The organism is Aminobacter sp. 01T433 (assembly GCF_056398585.1).
In genome coordinates, this window is the sequence record NZ_JBFTPR010000003.1 from 221,960 (window position 1) to 243,292 (window position 21,333).

The window sequence follows — 21,333 nt, forward strand, 5'->3', positions numbered from 1 at the left end:
ACGACCAGACTGCGGCGCTTCGGTGCCGAAATCCTTGGGAAAACGCATGTCCAAACAGGCCCCGGCGGCAGTTCCGGCAAAGTTCACCACCGGTTCGACCATGCGCCATGTCGTGGTCATGACGGGCACCGGCTCGATCGGCCTGATTTCCATTTTCATCGTCGATGCGCTCAATCTTTTCTACATTTCGCGGCTCGGTGTCGAAGAGCTGGCAGCAGCGATCGGCTTTGCCTCCACGCTTTTGTTCTTCACCCTTTCGATCTCGATCGGCTTCACCATCGCTTGCGGCGCACTCGTGGCACGCTGCCTCGGCCGCGGCCAACGCGAGGAAGCCGCTCGCATGGGTGGCGCATCGATGGTCTTCATGGGGCTGGCGACCTTGCTGATGACCATCGCTGCGATGCCATTCCTGCGTCCCATGCTGTCGATGCTCGGCGCGACCGGTGCCACGCTCGACCTGTCGACACGGTTCCTGCAGATCGTCCTGCCATCGTTCCCGATCATGGCGCTTGGCATGTGCACCACCGGCATCCTGCGCGGTGTCGGCGACGCCCGACGGGCAATGTATGTGACGTTGGGCAGTGGCATCGCCGCTGCGATCCTCGATCCTATCCTGATCTTCGGCTTCCATCTCGGTCTCGACGGTGCTGCCATTTCGACCGTGCTGACGCGCTTCGTGATGCTGGCCATCGGCCTGCACGGTGCCCACGTCGTGCACAAGCTGATCAAGCTTCCCGATCTGAGCGGCTTGCGTGATGCCGTCCGGCCATTCTTCGCCATCGGCGTTCCGGCCATGCTGACGCAGGTCGCTACCCCTGTCGGCAACGCCTATGTCACGATAGAGATGGCCTCTTTCGGTGATCAGGCAGTAGCCGGCTGGGCGATCATCGGCCGCCTGGTGCCAGTCGCCTTTGGCGTCATCTTCGCGCTGTCAGGCGCAGTCGGGCCGATCCTCGGCCAGAACTACGGCGCCCACAAATTCGACCGCCTGACCACGACGATGCGCGACAGCCTGTTGTTCACGATCGCCTATGTACTAGCGGTCTGGGCGCTGCTGGCGATCTTCGCCAATCCGATCGCCAGTGTTTTTGGCGCTGAAGGCGTGGCGCGTGAACTCATCGTGTTCTTCTGCCACTTCGCCGCCGCGAGCTTCCTGTTCAACGGCGCGATCTTCGTGTCGAGTGCCGCCTTCAACAATCTCGGCTACCCGACCTATTCGACGGTGTTCAACTGGGGCCGCTCGACGCTCGGCGTCATCCCCTTTGTCTGGGTCGGCGCGCATTACTGGGGTGCCATCGGCGTCATCGCCGGTTGGGGCCTGGGCGCGGTTGTGTTCGGCGTGGTGTCGATGCTGGTTTGCTTTCGTGTCGTCAACGCCATTGCAAGCGAACCCCAGCATCAGGACGAACCAGTGCCGACACCGCCGCCAGCTTCACAGTCGCCCTTCTCCACCGGCAAGGCATCGACGCTGCAGTAAGGACTGCTGCCAGAGCGAAACTACTGGAGGATTTCGTCCACAGCGCGCTTGAGCTCGTCCTTGATCGCCGCCGTTTCGGCCATCACCTGGTCGATCTTGAGGAAATCGAGCGCCCTGAAGCGCGACACCGGCGGCCTGAGGAAGATGTCGGGCGGGTTCTGGCCGAGCTTGTTGGCGATGATCGACTGCATCATCAACTGGCTGGCGCCGAACATCAGGTCGATGGAATTCGGCTGCTTGCGCCCATTTTCAAACGGTGCGCCAACGACATCAATGGCGATGGTGAAGTCTGCAAGTCCCTCAAGCAGGTCGAACGGCACCGGGTTGTAAATGCCGCCGTCGATGTAGAGCGTATTGCCTCGCGTCACCGGCCTGAACACCGCCGGAATGGCCGCCGACGCGGCAAGCGCCGAAAACAGCTCCCCCTCCTCGAACACCGACATGCAATGGCCGTAGTAATCGGTCGCCGTCACCTTCAACGGTAGCTTGAGCTCCTCAAAAGTTGCCGGCACGCCTTCGGGCAAGAAGGACTTGAGGATACGCTCGACATTGAACTGGGTGACCCTGATGCCGCTTTCGACCATCTCAGAAAGCGTGCCCGGCCGCGCCCGCCACATGCGGCTGGCGACTTCAGTGGGCCGGCCAAGCACCGCACGCGAGTGCTCATGGATTTCACGCCCTGTCAGGCCGGCAGCCATGCCAGCGCCCATGACCGCGCCGATCGATGAACCGGCGATAGCCACAGGCTTGATACCGAGTTCGTCCAGGGCCTCGATGACATGGATATGCGCAAGACCGCGCGCGCCGCCGCCGCCGAGTGCGAGTGCGAAGGTCGGGCTCATCCCTTTTTTGCCTCGGCCAGTTTCGGGCCGAGGATCATGACCGCGGGGTCGACAGACAACAGCTTGCGCGCTGCCGCCTTCACGTCATCGAGCTTGACCGCGTTGATGAGATCGATGCGCCGCTGCATGTAGTCGATGCCGAGCTTGTCGGTCTGCAGGTCAACCAGCGTGGTGGCAATCGCGCCCGACGAATCCAGATTGTTGATGGCATAAGCGCCAATCATGTATTTCTTGGCAGCCTCAAGCTCCGCTTCGGTCGGGCCTTCTTCCACCATCTTGCGCACGACATCGCGGATGACACCAAGCGTTTCGGCCGCCCTGTCCGAACGTGTCGCCGTGCCGATCACCAGCGACGATGAATGCTCCTGGTCGATGAGTGCGGAACTGACGCTATAGGCCAGGCCGCGCTTTTCGCGCACTTCGTCGAACAGGCGCGAGGAGAAGGTGCCACCGCCAAGAATATGATCCAAGAGGGCCGCGGCGAGGAAATCGGGCGCCTCGCGCTGCACACCGGGATAGATCAGTTGCAGAGAGGTCTGCGGCAGCGGGTACTCGATATGCACTGTCTGGCCGAGCTTCGGCTCAACGCGCTCCACTGGGAGCAGTTCCGCCTTTTCCGGCAATTCGCCGAAGACCTCATCCAATCGCTTCTTCAGTGTTTCGGCATCGATTGCGCCGACAACCGCGACATGGAGGTTTTCACGCGTGAAATTGGCCTTGTGGAAGGCGCGCAAATCATCCGCCGTGACCGTCTTCAGCGATGCTTCCGTGCCGGTATCCGGGCGTGCGTAAGGATGCGTGCTGTAGATCGCCTCGGCCCATTTGCGCGAAGCCTGGGTTTCGGGGTCACGCGCATTGGCGGCGATGCCGGAGACAATCTGCGAGCGAATGCGGTCGATCGGCGCCTGATCGAAGCGCGGCTTTTCAACCGCAAGCTCCAAGAGTTCGAAGGCCTCGTCCTGCCTGTCGGCCAGCATGCGCATGCCGCCGCCGACGGCATCCTTGCTTTCGCTGAAGCCCATTTCGGCGCCGGCTTCGTCGAGCTTGGTCTGGAAAGCGTCGCTGTCGAGGTCACCGGCACCTTCGTCGAACAGTCCGGTCATCAGATTGCCAAGCCCTTCCTTACCGGCCGGATCCTGGGTACTGCCGCCATCGAACCGGAACTTGATCGCAATGATCGGCACCGAATAATCCTCGACGAGCCAGGCGGTTATGCCCTTGTCGGACCTGACCTCCTGGATCCGGACCTCGGCGCGTGCGGCAACGACAGCCGGCAGCACCAGAAACATCAGCGCCAGCACCAGCGTCGTTGCCGATGCAAACACCCTGAAACGCATTGCCATGAGCGTGGTCATCAAATCATTTCTCGACAGATTTTGCCGGCAACAGATAGCCGGCAACCGAATGGTCGGGATTGAGGTACTTGGCGGCAACCGCTTTGATCTGGTCGGCTGTCACCGCCTGAATCCTGTCTGGCCACTTTTCGATATCTTCGACCGTTCCGCCGGTGGCCAGCGTGCTGCCATAGATGTTGGCCATGCTCGCCTGATTGTCACGAGCAAAGATCATGGCGCGGACGAAGCGGTCCTTGGCCTTGTCAAGTTCATCGGCCGTCACGCCGTCCTTGATAATGCGACGGATCTCGACATCGACCGCCGTTTCGACCTGCTGCAGCCCGGCTTCGCCACGCGGCGCGCCATAGACCGTGAAGCTGGTGTCATCGACCATGGTGCCATCAAACATGGCGCCAGCAGACGAGGCAATCCCGTCCTTGACGACCAGCCCCTGATAGAGCCGGCTGCGGTTTCCGCCGCCAAGGATCTCCGAAAGCAGGTCGAGTGCTTCTGCCTCCCCGGCTTTGGCCGTCTGGTAGGACGGCACCACCCAGGACTTGGAGAAACTTGGAATGCTGACACGCTCGTCGGTAAGCTCGACGGTGCGCTTGGTGTTATGCTCCGGCTCTGTCGGGCGAATGCGTGGTGGAAGGTCCGGCCCACGCGCGACCTTGCCATAGGTCTTTTCGGCGAGCGCCTTGACTGTATCAGGCTCGACATCGCCGGCAACGATCAGGATCGCGTTGTTGGGCGCGTAATACTGGTTGTAAAAGGCGGTCGCGTCGACCCGGTTGAGCTTTTCGATCTCATGCATCCAGCCAATCACCGGAATGCGGTAAGGCTCATTTTGGAACAGCGTCGCATCGACCTCTTCATTGAGCAGCGCGCCGGGGTTGTTTTCGATGCGCGCGCGGCGCTCTTCGAGGATGACGTCGCGCTCAGGCCCGATCACCGCATCGGTCAGCACCAGATTGCGCATCCGGTCGGCCTCGAAACTCATCATCGTTTCAAGTGCCGCAGGCGTGACCGTTTGGTGGTAGGCCGTATAGTCATACGTGGTGAAGGCGTTCTCGCTGCCGCCGATTTCGGCAACCTTCTGCCCGAACTCGCCGGCCTTATGGTTGGATGTGCCTTTGAACATCAGGTGTTCAAAGAAATGCGCGATGCCCGACTTGCCGGGCGCCTCGTCGGCACTACCGACCTTGTACCAGACCATGTGGGTGACGATCGGCGCGCGGTGGTCGGGGATGACCACGACCTGCATGCCGTTGTCGAGCGTGAAGCTGGTGACGGTCCAATCGCTGCGCGGTACTTCTGCCAGAGCCGGTGCCGCCCAGGCCAGGCCCAAGGCAAACACGGTCGGCAGCGAACCTTTAGCCCGCAAGAATCCCAATATCATCGACTGCCTCTGATTGTAGACGTGCCTGCCTTATAGGCTTTGGCACAAAGCGGCGGGAAGTGAATTGTTCGTAATGTTCGGCTCGGAAAGAGGCCGAAGTCAGGCGCAGCCGGCTATTCAGCCACGATGAAGCGGATCACTGTCTCGCCGTAGGAGCGCTCGTCGACGATGGAAAAGCCGGGGCCAGGCTCGAAGGAAGCCGTCGCAGCCTCCTCGATGACACACAGTGCGCCAGGCGCGAGCCAGCCGCCAGCACGGGCCGAGCGCAACGCCTTTTCGCCCAATCCCTTGCCATAGGGCGGGTCGGCGAAGACCAAGCCGAAGGGCCCAAGCGTGCCGGCGTCGCCGAGACCGATTGCGTCGCGGCGGAAGATCTTGGTCCGGCCCGTCAGGCCGAAGCTTTCGACATTGGTGCGGATGAGCCCGCGGCCTTCCGCTGATTCCTCGATGAACACGCAATAAGACGCACCGCGCGACAGCGCCTCGATGCCAAGGGCGCCGGTGCCCGCGAAAAGATCGAGCACGCGCGCGCCTTCGAGCCTGTCGCCGAAGCGATGGGCAAGCATGTTGAACACCGCCTCGCGGGTGCGATCGGTGGTGGGACGGATGGCGTTGTCACGCGGCGTGGCCAAGGGCCTACCGCGCAATTCGCCACCAACAACCCGCATCAGCCGCGATCCCGGCGCGGGCCGCCCGGACGTCCACCGCGCGGACCATCGCCCTTGGGCTTGTCAAAGCGGGGCTTGTCAGAACGAGGCTTATCGAAATGCGACTTGTCGCGCGGCGGCCTTGCCGCAGCTTCCGCCTTGGCCTTTTCGCTCTGCGGCCGTGCTCCCGGTGCCATCCAGACATTGGCCTTGCGCGCGCCAGGGGTTTCGAACGGCTTCTTTTCGCGTTCGTCACCCTTCTTGCCGCCGAACTTAGGCTTGTCGCCAAATTTGGGCTTGTCACCAAACTTTGGCTTATCGCCGAAGCTGGGGCGCTCGGTCGACAGACGGCCGAGCATATCCTCGCGGTGGCGCTCGTTGGAACGCTTGCGGTTCTTGATCAGCCCGCCCTCGCCGATACGGCCACGTTCGCCGTCGCGCTGGAACTTCGGACGCTCCGGTTCTTCGGCACGTGGCGTCTCGTTGCGGAAGGTCGGCTTGTTGGAGAAGGGCTTGACGATGTCGGCGTCGAAATTGGCACCCGACTCCTCGATCAGCCGCTCGCCAAGCTGGTCGCGCAGCATCTTGCCCTTGATCTCCTGGACATGGCCCTCGGGCAGCTCGCCGAGCTGGAACGGGCCGTAGGAGATGCGGATCAGGCGGTTCACTTCGAGGCCGAGCGCGCCGAGGATGTTCTTGACCTCGCGGTTTTTGCCTTCGCGCAGGCCAATGGTGATCCAGGCATTGCTGCCCTGCTCACGGTCGAGCGTTGCTTCGATCGAGCCATAAAACACGCCGTCGACAGCCATGCCGTCCTTGAGCCCATCCAGGGTCTTCTGCTCGACCTTGCCGTGAACGCGGACGCGGTAGCGGCGCAGCCAGCCGGTTGCCGGAAGCTCGAGCACGCGCGACAGCCCGCCATCATTGGTGAGCAGCAGCAGGCCTTCGGTGTTGATGTCGAGCCGGCCGATGGTCATCAGGCGCGGAAGTTCCTGCGGCAGCACGTCGAAGACGGTCTTGCGGCCTTCGGGGTCGCGGTTGGTGGTGACGACACCTGCCGGCTTGTGGAACAGGAACAGGCGCGTGCGCTCGATGGGGGGAATTTCCATGCCGTCGAGATGGATGATGTCGTTCGGCATGACGTTGACCGCCGGCGACGTCAGTATCTTGTTGTTGACCTTGACACGGCCTGCGGCAATCAGCTCCTCGGCATCGCGGCGCGAAGCCAGGCCCGCACGCGCCAGGCGCTTGGCGATACGCTCGCCTGGCTCTGGTGCATCCTCGGGAGCGCGCGAACGCGGCTTGAAGCCCTCGGTGGCCGGACGACGGTCGCCATCGGGCCGTGGCCGGAACGTCCTTGCTTCGCCATCGCCGCGTTTCTCGTAAGGCCTGCCGCCTTCAGGGCGAGGCCCCGAACGGAACGGGCGATCGCCACCCTCGGCAGGACGCGCGCGGTAAGGCTTGTCGCCGCCAAACGAGCGGCCGCCTTCACGCTTTTCATAAGGCTTGCCCTCGGGGCGCGGACCCTTGTTGAACGGGCGCTCGGAGCGAGCTTCACCATCGCGCGGACGGTCGCTGCGGAACTCGCCGCGCGGACGCTCAGCGCCTTCAGCTGGACGCGGACGATATGGCTTGTCGCCAAAGGAACGGCCACCTTCACGCTTTTCGTAAGGCTTGCCCTCGGGGCGCGGCCCCTTGTGGAACGGTGCCGCCGAGCGTTCGGGACGCGCAGCACCGTCGCGCGGAGCGAAATCGCGCTTGGGACGCTCGCCGCCTTCAGCACCTTCGTCGCGCCTCACATATGGCTTCTTGGCAAAGGGCTTGTCGCCGAAAGGCTTGCCTTCACGCTTCTCGTAAGGCTTGCCCTCGGGGCGCGGACCCTTGCGAAATGGCGTTGCCGAGCGTTCGGGACGCGCAGCACCGTCGCGCGGAGCGAAATCGCGCTTGGGGCGTTCGCCGCCTTCGGCACCTTCCGCGCGCTTCACAAATGGCTTCTTCGCAAACGGCTTGGCGCCGCCTTCAGCGCGCGGCTTGCCGAATTTCTTCGGAGCGCCGTCACGGTCACCTGCGCCAGCTGGTTTGGAACCGCCCTTGCGCGGGAATTTTTTTCGATCGTCGTCCATGGTGGCCTTTGCCCTTTTCGGCGGCTAGATAACAGGAAGCTCGGGGGTTAGCGAGGGGTAACAGGATGGTTGAGGCGTGAAACGGCCCGATTACATGGCATTGGCCTTCGCGGAGGCCGAAGCTGCCGCCCAACGCGGCGAAGTGCCGATCGGCGCGGTCATCGTCCGTGGCAACGAAATCGTCGCCCGCGCTGGCAACCGCACCCGCGAACTCAACGACGTCACAGCCCATGCCGAAGTGCTGGCGATCCGCGAGGCGTCGGAGAAATTCGGCTCCGAACGGCTCACCGGCCACGATCTTTATGTCACGCTGGAACCCTGCACGATGTGCGCTGCCGCCATTTCGTTCGCACGGCTGAGGCGGCTTTATTTCGGCGCTGTCGACGACAAGGGCGGCGCGGTGGTCAGCGGCGTGCGCTTCTTCGCTTCGCCGACCTGCCATCACGCGCCCGATGTCTATCCCGGGATAGGCGAAATGCGCGCGGCCGAAATACTCAAAGGCTTCTTCAAGGACCGTCGCGACCTTTAGAGCCGCGACGCGTAATCAACGCTCGATCAGAACGGCCACCAGCTGCTGCTCTTCTTGGCCTGCTGCTTCTTGCGGCGTTCCTTCTTGACCTCGTCCTCGCCGAGCTCGTCTTGCGCGGCGGTAGAGGCTGCCTGACGATAGGCCAGCGGCGGTTCGCTCAGATATTTGCGCGATGTTGTGCTGCCCTGCTTGCTTTCGCGCAGGCGGCGCTCGATCTCGAGCTTGCGCTGCTCTGGCGTCCACTTGCTCATGTCAGGGCCATTCAGCGCCGACATGTCGTTGATGACCTGAGGCTCGAAATTCGGGTTGTCGCGGTTCTTGGTCGCGTCGTCGCGAATCCGGGCGCGGCGCGCCTCAGGCGATTCGGGCCAGTCGGCGCTCGCGGTCTGAACGATGTTATCCTGCGGGGTCGGCAGTGCGGCCTGAGTCCCGGTCTTCGGCTTCACCAGTTCTGGACGCGGCTTGTAATCAATGTTGTTGGTCTTCGGCTTCAACGACACGATGTTCGTCAAGTCGCTGGCAAGCTGATTGGTCGCCGACCTGTCGGTACCGTAGGTGGGCGCGCTCATGCAGCCCGTAAGCGCCAGGCCGGAAACGGCGAGCGACGCAAGCAAAGCTCCGCGCGCGCTGATGCGGTCCGTCATGCCAGTAATTTTCACTCGAACGCCTCTCGCTAGATGCCGGCTTTGAGCCGTGTCCCGGTCCGTATGCTCATCCGACGGAATTCCGGCGACAAAATGTCTGCCGAAGTTTCGCGCTTTTACCTTAACGAGCCGTCAAGGGCAACGACCGGCCGGAGATGTCAGGCCGGTCGTTGCATTTCAGCAACCGACTACAGGCGACCCAGCGCCTGCAGTTCGTGCAGTGCCGCCGCATCGCGGGCGGACACGTCGGCGAATGCAGCGTCCGAGCCGACGTCGCTTGTGTAGCGCCAGGAGCGCGCGCACTTGATCAACCCGCGACCTTCCGCCTTTTCCACAACGACCGCCACCCCCGGAACCTCGCGCAACGCCAAGGAATCGACCGGGATTTCTTCGTGGGAAATGACAAGATCGCTGGTGATGCTGATCTCAGCCAGGTCGATGCCCGACAAGGCCTCTTCAAGCACCGCATCGGTCATGTAGACGACTGGAACCGCTTCCAGCGACGATCCGATGGTCTTTTTTGCCCGCTCCAGCTCCAGGGCACCGGTGACAACACTGCGAACCTGACGGATCTTGTGCCACTTTTCGGCCAGGGCTTCGTCGCGCCAGGCCGCAGGCACCTCCGGGAACTGCTCGAGATGCACCGACTCAGCCTGCGGGTTGCGCTCCAGCCATGCCTCTTCGGTGGTGAAAGGCAGCATCGGCGCCAGCCACTTCACCAGGCAGTTGAACAGCTCGCGCACGACATGCACGGCTGCCTTGCGGCGGGTGCTCGACGGCGCATCGCAGTAGAGTACGTCCTTGCGGATGTCGAAGTAGAAGGCCGACAGCTCGACGCCCATGAAGTCGATCAATGCACGCGTGATGCGCTTGAACTCGAAGTCGTCATAGCCCTTGCGCACCAGCGCATCGAGTTCGGCAAGCCTGTGCAGCATCAGCCGCTCCAGTTCAGGCATCTCGGCAAGTGCGACCTCCTCGCCCTCGTCATGGGCGAGCGTGCCGAGCATCCAGCGCATGGTGTTGCGCAGCTTGCGGTAGGCATCGATATTGGTCTGCAGCACGTTCTTGCCGAGGCGCTGGTCTTCCCAATAATCAGTGGTCATCACCCACAGGCGCAGGATGTCGGCGCCCGACTGCTTGAGGACGTCCTGCGGAACGACCGTGTTGCCGAGCGACTTCGACATCTTGCGGCCTTCCTCGTCCATGGTGAAACCATGGGTGACGACGGCCTTGTAGGGTGCACGGCCACGCGTGCCGCAGCTCTCGAGCAGCGACGAGTGGAACCAGCCGCGGTGCTGGTCGGAGCCTTCGAGATAGACGTCAGCAGGCCACTTCAGGTCGGGACGGTCTTCAAGCGTAAACGCATGCGTCGAGCCCGAGTCGAACCAGACGTCGAGAATGTCCATCACTTGCTTCCACGCCTCATTGGCGCGGGTCCCCAAAAAGCGCTCGCGTGCGCCTTGGGCGAACCAGGCGTCGGCACCTTCTTTTTCAAAGGCTTCGACGATACGGGCGTTGACCGCCTCGTCCTTCAGCACATTGCCGTCGGCATCGGCGAAGATGGCGATCGGCACGCCCCAGGCGCGCTGACGCGACAGCACCCAGTCCGGGCGATCCTCGATCATGGCGCGCAGACGCGTCTGACCGGCAGCGGGCACAAAGCGCGTGTCATCAATGGCTTGCAGCGCGCGGCTGCGCAACGTCGTGCCGTCGCCAAGCTGCCTGTCCATGTAGACGAACCACTGCGGCGTGTTGCGGAAGATGATCGGCTTCTTTGAGCGCCAGCTGTGCGGATAGGAGTGCTTGAGGCGACCGCGCGCGAAAAGCGCGTTGCGCTTGATCAGCTCGTCGATGACCGCCTTGTTAGCGTCGCCCTTCTTGCCGTGATCGTCGATGACGCGGACTGCCCCACCCTCGCGGTCCGGACCGAAGCCTGGCGCGTCCTTGGTCAGGAAGCCAGCATCGTCGACAGTGAAGGGGATCGCCGGGTTGATGCCGCGCTTTTCAAGCTCGGCAACTGCGTCCATCCACGCGTCGAAATCCTCGCGGCCGTGGCCGGGTGCGGTGTGCACGAAGCCGGTGCCGGCGTCGTCGGTGACGTGGTCGCCGGCGAGCATCGGAACTGGGAATTCATAACCGCCGCCGAGGCCTTCGAGCGGATGAGAAAGCACAAGCTTTCCAAACTCTTCGCCTGAAACGTTGCGAAGCAGATTCAACGTGACCTTGGCTTTGGTTGCAGCCTCTTCGGCAAGCGCTTCGGCAAAGATCAGCTTTTCGCCCGGCTGCGGGCCAAAATCGTTCTCAGCAGCGGTGACCTCGTAGAGACCGTACCCGATGCGCGGCGAATAGTTGACGGCGCGGTTGCCGGGGATCGTCCAGGGCGTGGTCGTCCAGATAACGACAGAAGCACCTGCCAACGCGTCCGAGCCGGAAGCCACCGGGAATCTCACCCAGATCGTGTCGCTCTCGTAGTCCTGATATTCAACTTCGGCCTCCGCCAGTGCCGTGCGCTCGACCACCGACCACATCACCGGCTTGGATCCGCGATAGAGCTGGCCCGACATGGCGAACTTCAACAGCTCGCCGGCGATGCGTGCTTCGGCGCGGAAGTTCATCGTCGTGTAAGGATTGTCGAAATCGCCGACGACGCCGAGCCGCTGGAACTCAGCGGCCTGCACCCCGATCCAGCCGGCGGCGAACTCGCGACATTCCTTGCGGAACTCGTTGATCTCGACCTCGTCCTTGTTCTTGCCGGCGGCGCGATACTTTTCCTCGATCTTCCACTCGATCGGCAGGCCGTGGCAGTCCCAGCCCGGCACGTAGTTGGAGTCATAGCCGCGCATCTGGAACGAGCGGGTGATGACGTCCTTGAGGATCTTGTTCAGCGCATGGCCGATATGGATGTTGCCGTTGGCATAGGGCGGGCCGTCATGCAGCACGTATTTTTCGCGGCCGGCTGCGGTTTCGCGCAGGCGCTTGTACAGCCCCATCTTCAGCCAGCGCGCAACCGTCACCGGCTCCTTCTCGGGCAGGCCGGCGCGCATCGGAAACTCCGTCTGCGGCAAATAGAGGGTCTTGGAATAGTCGATCTTTTCGGACGTATCGGTCATCTGTCTTGCCATCGTCTTGCCCGGCAAAGTTGCCACGGGCGTTCAACTGTCATGATCTGGAAAGGCGCCATGCGGCGCGCAGGCAAAAAGTCCCGGACTTGCGGACAGCCTTAGGCCACCCGGAAGGCCGGGCCAGTAATTCGTATCGCAGTCGCGAAGACGGGCGCGAAAAATCTCATGGCCGCGCTTTTAGCGGAGGTGCCGCGCGGAATAAAGCGTCTAATTCGCTTGAGATCAAAGGTTGAAGTCGAACCGGTAGCTGGTCGAGACACCAACCGTCACCTGATCGCGTGAGCCACGCTCCTTGACGATCGTGGAATCCGCTGCCGGTCCCATCAGCCTGGAGTACTCGGTGAACAGGCTCGCGGTGACATTATCGGTAGCCTTCCAGCCGATCGCGCCACCGATGCCAACCGAATTGATGCCACTGCCAGGATCATACTGGCCAAGACCTGATGCAGCCGATTGCTGCGCGTTGACGCCATAGTAGGTTTCAAAATAGTCGGCCGACGCGAACGAAACGCGCGGCCCGCCCGAAAGTCGAATGTTCGGCGTGACATCGCGGTACGCATCCAGCGCGATGTCGCCAACGAAACCGTTGTGCGACCTGATGCCATGGCGCAGCTCGGCGCGTGCCCGCAGCCAGTCGGTGGGATAGAATTCGAAGAAACCGCCGAGCTCGCCGCCCCAGGGGATGTCATCCAGTCCCTGCAATTCATCTTTGGCGTCGCGGCCAAAATTGATTTTTCCGGCGATACCGGCGCGAACGACGCCGTCATCGATCATCGCAAACGAAATGTTGTCGTTTCGCGAGGAATAGCGCAGCTCCGGACCAGCCTTGCCGAGCGACACGAGCGGCAGAGCACTCAGCATGTATTCCTTCGAGCCCTCGAAGGTTGGACGGACCATGCCGGTTGCGCCAAGCGTCAGATACCAGTCGCCCGACAGCCAACCGAAGGCACCTTCGCCTGCCATTGCCGGGCCGCTCGCCAGGGCAAGCGCCGAGACCGCTACCGAAATACGACGAACAAAAACCATCACAACCCCGCGTACGCCACAAACCCAATCGCCAGGAACGACTGGGTTTGATGCCAACAGCGTAAAATTTGAATTAAATTCTTATGCTGCCACAAACGTTTATTTCTCTGCCTCGACCGCCCACCACTGGACCGACTCGGTTGCCGAGACTAGCCTCCAAGATGGGCACAGTGCCACTCTTGTTGAGGACTGATCATTTCAAGGAGACGGGTTCGATGGCTATTTCAGAACAATTGCCGCAAGTACGCTCCAAGTGGGGCTGGTTCGTAGCACTTGGCGTACTTGTACTTGCCTTGGGTATCATCGCTGCGGGCAATCTTATGGTCGCGACCGCCGCATCGGTGCTTTTCGTCGGAACGCTGATGATCGTGGCCGGCGTGATCGAGATCGTGCACGCTTTCGGCGTGAAGAGCTGGGGCACGTTCTTCTGGTGGCTGCTGAGCGGCATCCTCTATGTCGTCGCCGGCTACCTGGCTTTCACCAATCCGTTGCTCACGACGGCAATCCTGACACTGTTTCTGGCGATCAGCCTGATCGCGTCGGGCGTTCTGCGCATCTGGATCGGCTTCACGAGCAAGGGGCTCGAAGGCTGGGGCTGGGTCGTGTTCTCCGGTGTCATCACCGTGCTTGCCGGCCTGGTCATTGCGGCCGGCTGGCCGGTCAACAGCCTATTTGTCCTCGGCATCTTCCTTGCCGTTGACCTTATCATCCAGGGCATCACCTACATCGCCTTTGGCCTGGGCCTCAGGAAAGTTGCTTAAAAGGCGATAGCCTGGTCAAGTTCCGAGAGAGGGCGCACGCCAGAGAGCAGCGCCCTCGCCTCGGCTTCGTCCTGCTTCATCTGGGCAACCAGCGGGTCAAGGCCGTCGAACTTCACTTCGCCCCTGAGATAGCCGAACAGCGAAACCGACGCGACCTCGCCATAGAGATCGCCGGAAAAGTCAAAGACAAAAGTCTCGAGCAACGGCGCGCCATTGTCGTTCACGGTCGGGCGCCGGCCAAAACTTGCCACGCCGTCAAACAATGTGCCGTCGGCACGGCGGAAGCGGACGGCATAGATGCCTTCCTTCAGCCCGGTTTCGGGCGAGAGCCGCATGTTGGCTGTCGGAAACCCCAGCGTACGGCCAAGCTTCGCGCCGCCCACCACCTCGGCCTCGACCGTGTAGCGATAGCCAAGCAAGCCCGCCGCTTCGGCCGGCTCTCCGGCTGCAAGCAGCTCGCGGATGCGGCTCGACGAGATGATCTCGGCACCCTCGTCGCGAAACGCATCGACCAGAGTCACGCCAAATCCGTGTTGTTCACCCGCCGCCATCAGGAAGGCTGGGCCGCCTTGGCGGTTCTTGCCGAAATGGAAATCGAAGCCGGTCACCACATGGCTGATGCCGAGCTGCTGCTCCAAAATGGCGGTGACGAAATCCTCGGCCGAGAGACTGGAGAACTCCCGCGTAAACGGCCGCTCTATCACGGCTGCAAAGCCGAGCGCCTCAAGAAGCCGCGCCTTGACATGGGGCGGCGTCAGCACGAACAGCGGAATGTCGGGGCGGAACACTTTGCGCGGGTGCGGCTCAAAGGTCAGCACGAGTGCCGGCACATTGCGCCGACGCGCCTCTTCCAGGGCGCGTTCCAATACCGCCAGATGGCCACGATGGATGCCGTCAAAATTGCCGATGGCAACGACGCCGCCACGCAGCCGCTCCGGCACGGATTCCTCACCTGAAACGCGGATAAAGCCCTGTTCCATCACCTTGCCTACCGAAGCTTCGGAATGGTGGCCACCGGTGCATAACCGTGCTTGTCGAGGAAGGCGGCAAGCTTGGCCGGATCCGGCATGTGTGCATGCTCTCCATAGTCGCGGGCGTGGATGCCACCGGAGACGTAGAGCACATCGATGCCGTTGTCTGCTGCACCCTTGACGTCGGTGAACATGCCGTCGCCGATGGCGAGCGCCTCCGATCTGTCAACCTCGCGGCCGAGCACATCGCCGGCAGCAGCGAGTGCCGCCTCATAGATAGGGCGATGCGGCTTGCCGGAAACCAGCGTGCGTCCGCCAAGTTGTCCGTAGTCGCGGGCAAGAGCACCGGCGCACCAGATCAATTCGTGGCCGCGCTCGACCACGATGTCGGGGTTGGCGCAGATGAACGGCAGGTTGCGCGCGCGCAGCCGGCGCAACATTTCGGCATAGTCGTCGGGCGTCTCGGTCTCGTCGTCAAAGAGCCCGGTACAAACCACTGTCGATGCCTCGAACTCCTCGACCAGGTCGACATCGAGGCCATCATAGAGCGGGTAGTCGCGGTCGGGGCCGATGTGGAAGACGCGGCGCGGTCCAGAGCGGATCAGCTCGCGGGTGACATCGCCAGATGTGACAACCTGGTCCCAGGCGGATGTGGGCACACCAAGGTTGGCGAGCTGGGCGATAACGCCTTCGCGCGGACGCGGCGCGTTGGTGATCAGCACAACCGCCACCCCCTTCTCGCGCGCCGCCCGAAGGGCCGCGGCTGCTTCAGGAAAAGCTTCAACACCGTTATGGATAACACCCCAGACGTCGCACAGCAGGGCCGAATAACGGCCGGTCAGCGCTTCGAGCGACGCGATTGATTGCGGCAAGCCCGCCATTGTCTGTCCTTCGATCGATCCCAACGGGAGAGATTGGCCGGTCGGCCAAGCAGCCCGGAATTATCCGAACCGGCCCGTCCTGTCACCAGCTTTCGCCTGAGACAGCAGCAACGACGGCGCAAACGCCCCCCGCCAGTGGCTGCAAACCTTGCAGCAGCGCTCACATGGTAAACGACAGGCTAAGCCGGCGCTGAACTTTCTCGGTTGCTCGGGAACCGCAATTTCATGGTTTTGCGCGACTTTATTAGCTTGAGCTTGGGGGCCAAATCCATGATCCGCAAATTCCTGAAAGACGAACGCGGCAACTACGCCATCATGACGGTGGCTGCGATGGTGCCGATCATGGGCGCGCTAGCCCTCGCCATCGATTACGCGGAGATCTCGCGCGAGCGTGAGGCAACGCGCAACGCGCTTGACGCGGCGGGCATCGCAACCGCGCGACGAATTGTCGAAGGCGTAACCGACGATCAGGCCAAGGCTTATGCGAAGAGTTTTTTCGAGGCAAATCTGGGTCACGTAAAGCCGGCCAATACGACGCTTACCGTGACCCTGCCAAACAACACTAGCGGCGGCGGCACGCTGAAGCTCGAAGCTGCACTCAAATACGACCCGTATTTTGTCCCTGTCGCCGCCGCCCTGCTGGGTAAGAGTTCCGGCTCAACGCAGATCGATTTTTCAGCAAAATCGGAGATCCGCCTCAAGAACACGCTCGAAGTGGCACTCGTCCTCGATAACTCGGGATCGATGGATTACATCGGCTCCGGCACCGGCAAGAAGCGGATGACGCTGCTCAAAGAGGCGGCGGCACAACTTGTCGATACGCTCTCACTTCAGGCCGAGCAGATGAAGCAGGTCGTCAATCCGGTGCAGTTCGCCGTCGTGCCATTCGCGGCATCAGTCAATGTCGGAGCTGGCAACAACAAAGAAACCTGGATGGACACGACTGGGGTATCGCCAGTTCACCACGAGAACTTCACCTTGCCTGTAACAATTGGAACCAACAAGAAAATCGAACGCGTGGGCAGCTATGTTCGCAAGACGGGCAAAGGCTGGGGCGCGAATGAAAACGATATTTTCACGCGCTTTACGCTCTACGACGACATGAAGGTCTATTCGAACTCTGGGCAGACACAGACCAAAGCCTATACCAGCTGGCAGGGCTGCGTCGAATCCCGTCCGGCACCTTACAACATGCTCGACACGGCACCGACCTCAACACATCCGGAAACATATTTCGTTCCGATGTTGGCTCCGGATGAGTGGGACAAAACAAAAAACACCAACAATAACGATGTCAGCGCTTTGAACAGTTGGTGGTCCGACAACACGAGCTACAGCTACAACACACCGGCAAACGCCGCTGCCAGGCAGCGAGACCTCGCCAAGTACTACAACGTCATCCAGAGCTACGGTGCCACGGTCAAGAGCAGTGAGGGGCCGCACTACAGCTGCACGACCAAGCCAATCACGCCATTGACCGACGTTTCCAAACCGGCAGGCGTTACCGCCATAAAGGCGGCAATCACCGCAATGGCATCAAGTGGCGCAACCAACGTTCCGGAAGGGCTGGCCTGGGGCTGGCGTGTATTGTCGAGCGGGGCCCCATTTACCGGCGGACGACCGGAAACCGAAAAAGGCAATGACAAGGTTGCCATCGTTTTGACCGACGGCGCGAACACTTATTATCCCTTGAGCTTCTTCAACGTGACCGACTTGGCTGGAAGCAAATCGAGCTACTCTGCGTACGGCTATGCTGGACAGGCGCCTATTGGTGGCTCGGATACAAGGCTGTTTATGGCTCAACCCACATCCGGCTTCGACAAGACCCAGCACACGGAAGCCAACTACACCGTCGCCATGAACAACCACATGGCAACCACATGTACGAACGCAAAAGACAAAGGCGGCGTCATCGTCATGACGGTTGCGCTCGATCTCGATCCGACAAAGGGCACAGCGGCTGAAAAAAAGGCGACAGCAGCCCAGATCGACGGTCTGAAGTCCTGTGCTTCGGAGTCGCGCTTCCGCAAGGACGCAAACGGCAAGCCGGAAAAGCTTTTCTTCAACACGACCAGCGGCGACCTGGTTGAAACTTTCAAGAAAATCGCTGACGAACTATCCAACCTGCGCATCGTTGGCTGACGAAAAATCGCCTGCCAACGGACTGAAAAAGGCGCCCTCCACGCGGGACGGGCGCCTTTTCCTTGTCAGTCCATGTGTGCCGCAGGTGCGCCGCCAACCGGTTGGGCCGTTGGCTTGCGCAGCAGCAGCGCCAGCGGGATGGCACAGAGCGAGACGATCATCATCAGCTTGAAGTCGTCGATGTAAGAGATCATCAGCGACTGGATATTGACCATCCCGTCGATCTGCGTCAGCGCCAGGGGGTCACCCGCTGCCGCACCGGGCGACACGGCCATGAGGTTGGGGTTGAACGCTGTGATGTTCGTCGACAGTTCCGCATGGTTGATCTGGATGTTGCGGGTCAACAGCACAGAGACAATCGAAATGCCGATCGACGATCCAATGTTGCGGACGAGGCTGAACAGGCTCGCCGCATCGGTGCGGTGACGCGGCGCAAGCGTCGCGAACGCCACAGTCGACAGCGGCACGAACACCAGCCCCAGCCCCAGCCCCTGGATCACGCCTGTCGAGATGATCAGGAAAGCGTCCATCTGCGGCGTGAAGCCTGTCATGTAGTAGAGCGAGAGTGCAGTCAGCAGCAGGCCAGCGACAACCAGATATCGGTTGTCGACCAGGCGCACCAAACGCCCGACAAGCAGCATCGAGACCATGGTGCCGACGCCGCGCGGCGCCATGACCAGGCCGGTGGTGATGGTCGGATAACCGTAGATGCGCGTCAGCATCGGCGGCAGGAGCGCAAGGCTAGCCAGCAGGATGACGCCGATGACGAAGATGAACACCAGACCGGTCACGAAATTGCGGTCGGTGAATATCTTCGGGTCCAAAAAAGTGTGTTCGGACGTCGCCATGTGGACGGCAAAGACCCAGAAACCAGTGATGGCGAGCCCGAGCTCGATCCATATCTCGGCCGCCGAAAACCAGTCGACCTCGCCGCCGCGGTCAAGCATCAGCTGGAGTGCGCCGACGCCAAGCGACAGCATGGCAAAACCGAAGAAATCGAACCCGCGCAGGCGCTTGACGATGGTCGGCAGATAGGCGGCCGAGCCCAGGAAAGCGACGATGCCCACCGGCAGGTTGATGAAGAACACCCAGCGCCAGTTGAAGCTTTCGGTGAGCCAACCGCCGAGCGTTGGGCCGATGATCGGCCCAACCATGATGCCGGCACCCCACATGGCCATTGCCTGGCCGTGGCGCTCCTTGGGATTGATGTCGAGCAGGAAGGTCTGGCTCAGCGGCACGATCGCCGCGCCGAACACGCCTTGAAGCAGGCGGAACAGCACCATCGACTCGAGGCTCCAGGCAACGCCGCACAGCATCGACATGATGGTGAAGCCGACGACGGAAACGAGAAACAGTTCCTTGCGGCCGAAGCGATCCGACAGCCAGCCAGTCAGCGGCGTCATGATGGCGGCGGCGACGATGTAGGACGTCAGCACCCAGTTGATGGTGTCCTGGGAAGCACCGAGATCGCCGACCATCGAGGGCAACGCAACATTGGCGATGGTGGTGTCGAGCACCTGCATCACCGTCGCCAGCATGATGGCGATGGTGATCAGGCCGCGATGCGGCACCTCGGTAAGGGGCTTAGTGGCTGACTGGCTCATTCGACCAACTCTTGCGACCAACTTGGGACCTGCGGTCGTCAAGCGGCGACCCGAAAAATCGGAGGGCCGGCCGCTTTGACGGCCGGATCAGTCCGGGACTTTAAGCGCGCCGCTGTGGCGCGGATTATTCCGCGGCCACCGCGTGGCCGAAGATGCTGCCGAAGCCGCGGGATTTGCCGGTGTCGATCGACACCGTGGCGCTCATGCCGGTGCGCATCGCCAAGCCAGCATCGGCGGTGTCGACCTTGACCCGCACAGGGATGCGCTGCGTGACCTTAACCCAGTTGCCGGTCGCGTTTTGTGCCGGCAGCAGCGAGAACTCCGCGCCAGTGCCGGCGCCGATCGCTTCCACCGTGCCGCGGAAGGTACGGTCGGGATAGGTGTCGAGCACGATATCGGCTTCCTGGCCGGGCTTCATATGAGTGAGCTGCGTTTCCTTGAAATTCGCCTCGACCCAGGTGTCGCCGGTCTCGACCAGGCTGAACAGCGCAGTACCTGCACTCACGAACTGGCCGACCTTGAAGGATGCGGCCTGCGAGACCACGCCATCGGCAGGGGCGCGAACCGACGTCTGCGCCAGGTTGAAGGCTGCGTTGTCACGCGCAGCGAGTGCCGCCAGCACTGTCGGGTGCTTGTCGGTCTCAATGTCGGGATTGCCACCGAGTGCTGCCTTGGCGCTGACGATGCCCTGCACGGCAGCGCTGTGCTGCTGCCGGGCCTTGTCGAGTTCCATGCGGGCCTCGTCCAGCGAAGACTTGGTATTCACGCCCTTGGTGACCAGATCATTGCTGCGGTCGAACTGCGCCTGGGCATAATCTAGCCCGCTGGCCGCGACCCGCTCCTGAGCGACTGCCTGGCTGTAGGCGGCGCGAAGCTGCTCGACGTTGAGACGTGCACCGGCGAGCGCGGCATCGGCCTGCGCCAAAGCGATCCTGTAGGGCTCGGGATCAACCTCGAACAGCAGGTCGCCGGCCTTCACCGTGGTGTTGTCGGCAACATCAACCTTGATGATGCGGCCAGCCGCCTCCGAGGCGATGATCGCCCTGGCCTGGCGCAGATTGGCGTTTTCGGTTTCCTGGTAGCGGCCGCCGGTCACGTAGAAATAACCGCCGCCGACAACCAGGGCCAGCGGCAACACCGCCATCAGCACAAAGCGCCCACGCTTCTTGGGAGCCGGCGCTGGTGCCGCCAATGCGGGTTGAAGCTGGGCTGCCGCAGGGCTCTCGAGTTCGAGCTTTGCGCTGTTTTCGTTCACTTTCGCCACCGCGTTCATTTTGTCGTCTCTCTCAAACAATTCACATTGGCGGGTTCGCCCGCGGAAAGGTTGTCGACTATGGTGCGCAGGCCATGGACCGTGGCGAGCCGCTCTTCGGGAGAAAGTCCGTCCAGCGCCCGCTCATAGACCTCGCCGGCAACTGCCTTGACCTCGGAAAAGGCCTCAAGCGCCTTGTCGGTCGGGAAGATCATGCGCACACGCCTATCCGCATTACCTTGACGGCGTTCGATCCAGCCGCCCTCCTCCATCCGGTCCAGCAGTCGCGACACGCTGATCGGCTCGATTTCGAGAAGCTCGGCAAGACGCGCCTGCGCCACACCCTCTTCCTTGACCAGCCTGACAAGCAGTCGCCACTGCGCCGCCGACAGCCCAAATTCGCTACCGCGCTGCTCAAAGTTGCGACGCATCAGCCGCGCCGCGTCGTGGATGAGGAAGCCCAGCCTTTCGATGCCTTCATTTTTCATGAGCGGCATATATTATAAGCATGCTCACCATTCAAGCGGGGATTTTGCACCGCACCATGATTTTACGTTCACACTGTTGTGCGCTCACGCG

At 61.8% G+C, this 21,333-nt stretch carries 17 protein-coding genes; 4 read left to right on the forward strand and 13 right to left on the reverse strand.

Annotated elements, in window-relative coordinates; translation table 11 throughout:
• Positions 1-46 precede the first annotated feature (46 nt).
• A complete protein-coding gene (locus AC1DLV_RS06345; protein ID WP_476798707.1) occupies positions 47-1,477 on the forward strand; it encodes an MATE family efflux transporter in 1,431 nt (476 codons plus the stop codon).
• A 20-nt stretch (positions 1,478-1,497) separates the two neighbouring features.
• Here AC1DLV_RS06345 and AC1DLV_RS06350 read toward each other — a convergent pair whose 3' ends face one another.
• From AC1DLV_RS06350 to AC1DLV_RS06370, 5 genes are all read right to left on the reverse strand, one after another.
• A complete protein-coding gene (locus tag AC1DLV_RS06350; protein WP_476798708.1) occupies positions 1,498-2,319 on the reverse strand; it encodes a patatin-like phospholipase family protein in 822 nt (273 codons plus the stop codon).
• Complete coding sequence (locus AC1DLV_RS06355; RefSeq protein ID WP_476798709.1) at positions 2,316-3,674, reverse strand: M16 family metallopeptidase; 1,359 nt, start codon at positions 3,672-3,674, stop codon at positions 2,316-2,318. Before AC1DLV_RS06355 ends, AC1DLV_RS06350 begins: the two co-directional genes overlap by 4 nt.
• A 4-nt stretch (positions 3,675-3,678) precedes the next feature.
• The gene (locus AC1DLV_RS06360) at positions 3,679-5,052 is read right to left on the reverse strand and encodes a M16 family metallopeptidase (protein WP_476798710.1); all 1,374 of its coding nucleotides are present in this window, start codon (positions 5,050-5,052) and stop codon (positions 3,679-3,681) included.
• Positions 5,053-5,165: 113 nt separating this feature from the next.
• On the reverse strand, positions 5,166-5,720 hold the full coding sequence (gene rsmD, locus AC1DLV_RS06365) for a 16S rRNA (guanine(966)-N(2))-methyltransferase RsmD (RefSeq protein ID WP_476798711.1): 555 nt from the start codon (positions 5,718-5,720) through the stop codon (positions 5,166-5,168).
• Positions 5,720-7,822 carry a pseudouridine synthase gene (locus AC1DLV_RS06370; protein WP_476798712.1) on the reverse strand — a complete coding sequence of 701 codons (2,103 nt, stop codon included), beginning with the start codon at positions 7,820-7,822 and terminating at the stop codon, positions 5,720-5,722. Before AC1DLV_RS06370 ends, rsmD begins: the two co-directional genes overlap by 1 nt.
• A 76-nt stretch (positions 7,823-7,898) precedes the next feature.
• Here AC1DLV_RS06370 and AC1DLV_RS06375 point away from each other — a divergent pair, with 76 nt between their 5' ends.
• A complete protein-coding gene (locus AC1DLV_RS06375; RefSeq protein ID WP_476798713.1) occupies positions 7,899-8,351 on the forward strand; it encodes a nucleoside deaminase in 453 nt (150 codons plus the stop codon).
• A 26-nt stretch (positions 8,352-8,377) separates the two neighbouring features.
• Here the strand turns inward: AC1DLV_RS06375 and AC1DLV_RS06380 are convergent, their stop codons facing one another.
• The 3 genes from AC1DLV_RS06380 to AC1DLV_RS06390 all read right to left on the reverse strand — a co-directional run bounded on the left by AC1DLV_RS06380 (position 8,378) and on the right by AC1DLV_RS06390 (position 13,143).
• Positions 8,378-8,995, reverse strand: a complete 618-nt coding sequence (locus AC1DLV_RS06380) for a hypothetical protein (protein WP_476798714.1) — start codon at positions 8,993-8,995, stop codon at positions 8,378-8,380.
• Between the two features lie 188 nt (positions 8,996-9,183).
• The gene (gene ileS, locus AC1DLV_RS06385) at positions 9,184-12,105 is read right to left on the reverse strand and encodes an isoleucine--tRNA ligase (RefSeq protein ID WP_476798715.1); all 2,922 of its coding nucleotides are present in this window, start codon (positions 12,103-12,105) and stop codon (positions 9,184-9,186) included.
• A gap of 234 nt (positions 12,106-12,339) precedes the next feature.
• Entirely contained in the window at positions 12,340-13,143 is an 804-nt protein-coding gene (locus AC1DLV_RS06390) for a MipA/OmpV family protein (protein ID WP_476798716.1), read from the reverse strand.
• Between the two features lie 215 nt (positions 13,144-13,358).
• Here AC1DLV_RS06390 and AC1DLV_RS06395 point away from each other — a divergent pair, with 215 nt between their 5' ends.
• Positions 13,359-13,904 (forward strand): HdeD family acid-resistance protein, encoded by a 546-nt coding sequence (locus AC1DLV_RS06395; RefSeq protein WP_476798717.1) that lies wholly within the window; start codon positions 13,359-13,361, stop codon positions 13,902-13,904.
• Here the strand turns inward: AC1DLV_RS06395 and AC1DLV_RS06400 are convergent.
• On the reverse strand, positions 13,901-14,884 hold the full coding sequence (locus AC1DLV_RS06400) for a bifunctional riboflavin kinase/FAD synthetase (RefSeq protein WP_476798718.1): 984 nt from the start codon (positions 14,882-14,884) through the stop codon (positions 13,901-13,903). The two genes, AC1DLV_RS06395 and AC1DLV_RS06400, sit on opposite strands and share 4 nt — an antisense overlap.
• Before the next feature lie 8 nt (positions 14,885-14,892).
• Entirely contained in the window at positions 14,893-15,756 is an 864-nt protein-coding gene (locus tag AC1DLV_RS06405; protein ID WP_476798719.1) for a TIGR01459 family HAD-type hydrolase, read from the reverse strand.
• Positions 15,757-15,981: 225 nt separating this feature from the next.
• Between AC1DLV_RS06405 and AC1DLV_RS06410 the strand changes: the two genes are divergently transcribed.
• On the forward strand, positions 15,982-17,898 hold the full coding sequence (locus AC1DLV_RS06410; protein WP_476798720.1) for a pilus assembly protein TadG-related protein: 1,917 nt from the start codon (positions 15,982-15,984) through the stop codon (positions 17,896-17,898).
• A gap of 65 nt (positions 17,899-17,963) precedes the next feature.
• Here AC1DLV_RS06410 and AC1DLV_RS06415 read toward each other — a convergent pair whose 3' ends face one another.
• The 3 genes from AC1DLV_RS06415 to AC1DLV_RS06425 all read right to left on the reverse strand — a co-directional run bounded on the left by AC1DLV_RS06415 (position 17,964) and on the right by AC1DLV_RS06425 (position 21,251).
• On the reverse strand, positions 17,964-19,502 hold the full coding sequence (locus tag AC1DLV_RS06415) for a DHA2 family efflux MFS transporter permease subunit (RefSeq protein WP_476798721.1): 1,539 nt from the start codon (positions 19,500-19,502) through the stop codon (positions 17,964-17,966).
• Between the two features lie 124 nt (positions 19,503-19,626).
• Entirely contained in the window at positions 19,627-20,775 is a 1,149-nt protein-coding gene (locus tag AC1DLV_RS06420) for an HlyD family secretion protein (protein WP_476798722.1), read from the reverse strand.
• Positions 20,772-21,251, reverse strand: a complete 480-nt coding sequence (locus tag AC1DLV_RS06425) for a MarR family winged helix-turn-helix transcriptional regulator (RefSeq protein ID WP_476798723.1) — start codon at positions 21,249-21,251, stop codon at positions 20,772-20,774. The genes AC1DLV_RS06420 and AC1DLV_RS06425 overlap by 4 nt, the downstream gene beginning before the upstream one ends.
• Between the last annotated feature and the right edge of the window lie 82 nt (positions 21,252-21,333).

Coding starts and splice junctions, on each gene's coding strand:
- AC1DLV_RS06355 (WP_476798709.1), bottom strand. CDS start 3,674: ATGACCACGCTCATGGCAATGCGTTTCAGGGTGTTTGCATCGGCAACG.
- ileS (WP_476798715.1), bottom strand. CDS start 12,105: ATGACCGATACGTCCGAAAAGATCGACTATTCCAAGACCCTCTATTTG.
- AC1DLV_RS06390 (WP_476798716.1), bottom strand. CDS start 13,143: ATGGTTTTTGTTCGTCGTATTTCGGTAGCGGTCTCGGCGCTTGCCCTG.
- AC1DLV_RS06405 (WP_476798719.1), bottom strand. CDS start 15,756: ATGGCGGGCTTGCCGCAATCAATCGCGTCGCTCGAAGCGCTGACCGGC.
- AC1DLV_RS06410 (WP_476798720.1), top strand. CDS start 15,982: ATGGTTTTGCGCGACTTTATTAGCTTGAGCTTGGGGGCCAAATCCATG.
- AC1DLV_RS06360 (WP_476798710.1), bottom strand. CDS start 5,052: ATGATATTGGGATTCTTGCGGGCTAAAGGTTCGCTGCCGACCGTGTTT.
- AC1DLV_RS06350 (WP_476798708.1), bottom strand. CDS start 2,319: ATGAGCCCGACCTTCGCACTCGCACTCGGCGGCGGCGGCGCGCGCGGT.
- AC1DLV_RS06395 (WP_476798717.1), top strand. CDS start 13,359: ATGGCTATTTCAGAACAATTGCCGCAAGTACGCTCCAAGTGGGGCTGG.
- AC1DLV_RS06400 (WP_476798718.1), bottom strand. CDS start 14,884: ATGGAACAGGGCTTTATCCGCGTTTCAGGTGAGGAATCCGTGCCGGAG.
- AC1DLV_RS06420 (WP_476798722.1), bottom strand. CDS start 20,775: ATGAACGCGGTGGCGAAAGTGAACGAAAACAGCGCAAAGCTCGAACTC.
- AC1DLV_RS06380 (WP_476798714.1), bottom strand. CDS start 8,995: ATGACGGACCGCATCAGCGCGCGCGGAGCTTTGCTTGCGTCGCTCGCC.
- rsmD (WP_476798711.1), bottom strand. CDS start 5,720: ATGCGGGTTGTTGGTGGCGAATTGCGCGGTAGGCCCTTGGCCACGCCG.
- AC1DLV_RS06370 (WP_476798712.1), bottom strand. CDS start 7,822: ATGGACGACGATCGAAAAAAATTCCCGCGCAAGGGCGGTTCCAAACCA.
- AC1DLV_RS06415 (WP_476798721.1), bottom strand. CDS start 19,502: ATGAGCCAGTCAGCCACTAAGCCCCTTACCGAGGTGCCGCATCGCGGC.
- AC1DLV_RS06425 (WP_476798723.1), bottom strand. CDS start 21,251: ATGCCGCTCATGAAAAATGAAGGCATCGAAAGGCTGGGCTTCCTCATC.
- AC1DLV_RS06345 (WP_476798707.1), top strand. CDS start 47: ATGTCCAAACAGGCCCCGGCGGCAGTTCCGGCAAAGTTCACCACCGGT.